We start from the raw sequence: 2,594 nt of genomic DNA, 5'->3' as shown, positions 1-2,594 counted from the left end.
GGCTGTTCCGGCTGCGCAGAATTATCAACATCTACCAGCCGTGCATAACCTTTTTTAACCAGCTCACGCCCATGCTGTTCCAGGGTCTCCAGTGGCTCGCCTTCCGTCACCACTACCCCGCCAAAGTAAATCGGTTTCACCGCGATAAGTTTCATGGTATTACCCCGAAAAGTGCGGCCCGTAGGCCGCCAGAGAAATTACTGACCGCCAGCAACCGGTACAGTGAAGGAGCCGTAAATAAATGCCTCCGGCCGTTTTACTGCCAATGCCAGTCGCTCTTCACAGCGGATCGAGATCATGTTCTTCTCGAAGTCGTCGGCGTTCTCAGTAGAAATAACAACATTGGCATCTTCACGGTCGAAGAGTTGCGCCGCCGCGTTGAATGCACCGGTCAGGAATTTACCCTGGAATGCCGGCGCTTCGGTCGCCACCACCGGCAGCCCCCACAGGGTGGGCCCGGTCAGCGCCGCCGGGTTTGCCAGGATATAGCGACCCAGCGTGTCCTTTGTAAGCTCAATCTTCGCCCAGTCAATAAAGTGCAGAACGTGACCGGACGCCGGGAAGCGCGCCAGTTGCGCCTGAAGCATAGCGAGACGCAGATCATCAATGCCGTTCTGCTGCTCGACTTCAAAAGCGGCAGCAAAGGCAGTTGCCTGTGGAACAATGCCGTGAAGATGAACGCCGGTACCGTCTCCGAACAGAATTTCCTGTTCCTCCACATACTTCAGGCCGTAGCGCATTTCCGCGTCGACCGTCGACTGCAACTGGGCAAAGTCATCCAGGATCTGCTTGGACGCCTTGAACATATGCGCGATGGTGGTGACCGGGGTGATTTTGGTTGCAAACTGAATATCGCTGTACGGTTTGGGGGTACCCTCTGCGACAACTTTTGCCGCATTAGTAAACCCGGTTTGTTGTACCCAGAAAATTGCAGGCGCGCCGGTGCGACCAGGAGCAATCAGATCACGGATAAACAGTCGCTGTTTGGGCATGGTATCGATACCCGGCAAACGCTGGGGCTCAACAACACCATCAGCAACGCCTGTCGAAAGCAGGGCTGCATTAACCGGAATACTAAGGCGCTTGCCGCCTTCCACGCTCGCCGAAAAGGTTTTCAGTGCTTCTGAGTTAATCACCACCTGCCCTACGGTTTCGACCACTTTTACAGCATTTGCCAGCGGCATCTGCGCAACATGCTGCTCCAGTTCGCCGAGTGCGGCTTTGAGGGACTTTTCTGCCTCGCGCATGGCGTTAAGTTCAGTCGCCATCTTATCCACTGAAGCCTTTGTCTCTTCAGAAAGCCTGCCGGACTTCTGCGCCTCCTTCAGAGCATCCTCAGCCTTGGCGTTGAATTTGCTGGTCGCCTCTTCAATGGAGGCAGTTACTTTTTTCAGAATTTCGTTTACGTCAGACATACGTTCTCCGTTACTGGCATGCGTTAGCCAGGCCGCTTAATGCGACATCCAGCTCAGCTAAAATTTCAGGGTTGGGTTGGGTAGCGCGCGGCATACCATCGGGATCGGTAACAGCGCCCGGCGTGTTACCAGTTAAAGCTTTGATTAATTTCCGGCGTTCAGACCGGGGGGTATTCGTTTTCGCAAGCAGTGCATCAAGTTTGCGTAGCGCGGAAGACGGGGAGTCATCACCGTCGCTTACTGCATCAGCAGAAAGCAGACTGTCTGCCAGCCCTTTTTCTACTGCATCACTGCCTCCGATATAGCTTTCCGCATCCATAAGCTGCTGTACGGTCGCGATATCAAGCCCTGAACGCGCTGAATAGATATCGGCCATAGCGGTATCAAATGGCTCAAGAGAAGTCGATAATTCCGCAAAATCATGGCGGTTGCCCATCGCTACTACCCAGCAGTTATGGATCATCAGAAAGGCACCGCGCCCGATTTGAATATCGTCCCCGGCCATAGCAATAATCGAAGCAGCGCTGGCAGCAATGCCCAGCACTTTTACAGTGACTTTCCCCTGGTACTCGCGGAGAAGGTTGTAAATTGCCAGTCCTTCAAACATATCGCCGCCAGGGGAGTTGATGTTTACCGTCACATCTGCACCGTTCATTGAACGTAGTGCGCCGGAGATGCGTTTTGCCGTAACCCCCTCATCCCAGTAATCACGTCCAACAACATCAAAAATAGAAATGGAGTTGTCATTATCGGATGCAGCCCTGATCCCACCATTCCAGCGCTCAAGCGCTGAGGGCTGGGGCTCACTGGTAACACCCGCGCACGGGCGCCCCGCCGGAGCAACCGGAAGTTGTCTAATTGTCATGGGCATTGGCTCCTAAGCAGCCTGTTTAAGTGGCGATTGCTCGAAAGGAATATCAGGGAATACGTGGTTATGAAGTTCTCTTACAGCCAGCGCCTGAACCGCCGGGTTGCTGTTTTCAAGATTCTTCAACTGAGTCAGGTTGAGCTGAACTGTATAAATATCACCGCCTTCAATTGGCGGCATATTTTCCAGCCTTCGCACATCGTTGCGCGACATCCAGCCATTTTGCAGGGCGCTGGTATAGTACGCCGCACGTCCTGCGCTATCGGCGCGCAGAAGCCCTTCAACGGAGAACTCAGCAAACAAGTCCTCAT

Annotated in this window: 4 protein-coding genes; all 4 read right to left on the bottom strand. The window is 53.8% G+C overall.

The window, feature by feature from the left end; all coding sequences use genetic code 11:
• The coding region (locus tag RRF55_RS26980; protein ID WP_439419196.1) for a DUF7210 family protein at nucleotides 1–155 on the bottom strand (155 nt) is incomplete at its 3' end.
• Nucleotides 156–197: 42 nt separating this feature from the next.
• The gene (locus RRF55_RS26975) at nucleotides 198–1,415 is read right to left on the bottom strand and encodes a phage major capsid protein (protein WP_065809159.1); all 1,218 of its coding nucleotides are present in this window, start codon (nucleotides 1,413–1,415) and stop codon (nucleotides 198–200) included.
• Nucleotides 1,416–1,425: 10 nt separating this feature from the next.
• Nucleotides 1,426–2,280, bottom strand: coding sequence for a head maturation protease, ClpP-related (locus tag RRF55_RS26970; protein WP_048326409.1), 855 nt, complete (start codon nucleotides 2,278–2,280; stop codon nucleotides 1,426–1,428).
• Between the two features lie 12 nt (nucleotides 2,281–2,292).
• The coding region (locus RRF55_RS26965; RefSeq protein ID WP_439419195.1) for a phage portal protein at nucleotides 2,293–2,594 on the bottom strand (302 nt) is incomplete at its 5' end.

Origin of the sequence: Klebsiella sp. K47 (assembly GCF_051858335.1) — a bacterium.
Lineage (GTDB): Bacteria > Pseudomonadota > Gammaproteobacteria > Enterobacterales > Enterobacteriaceae > Klebsiella > Klebsiella pneumoniae.
The sequence above is the reverse complement of the archived record's forward strand: the minus strand, read 5'-3'. Positions and strand labels throughout refer to the sequence as shown.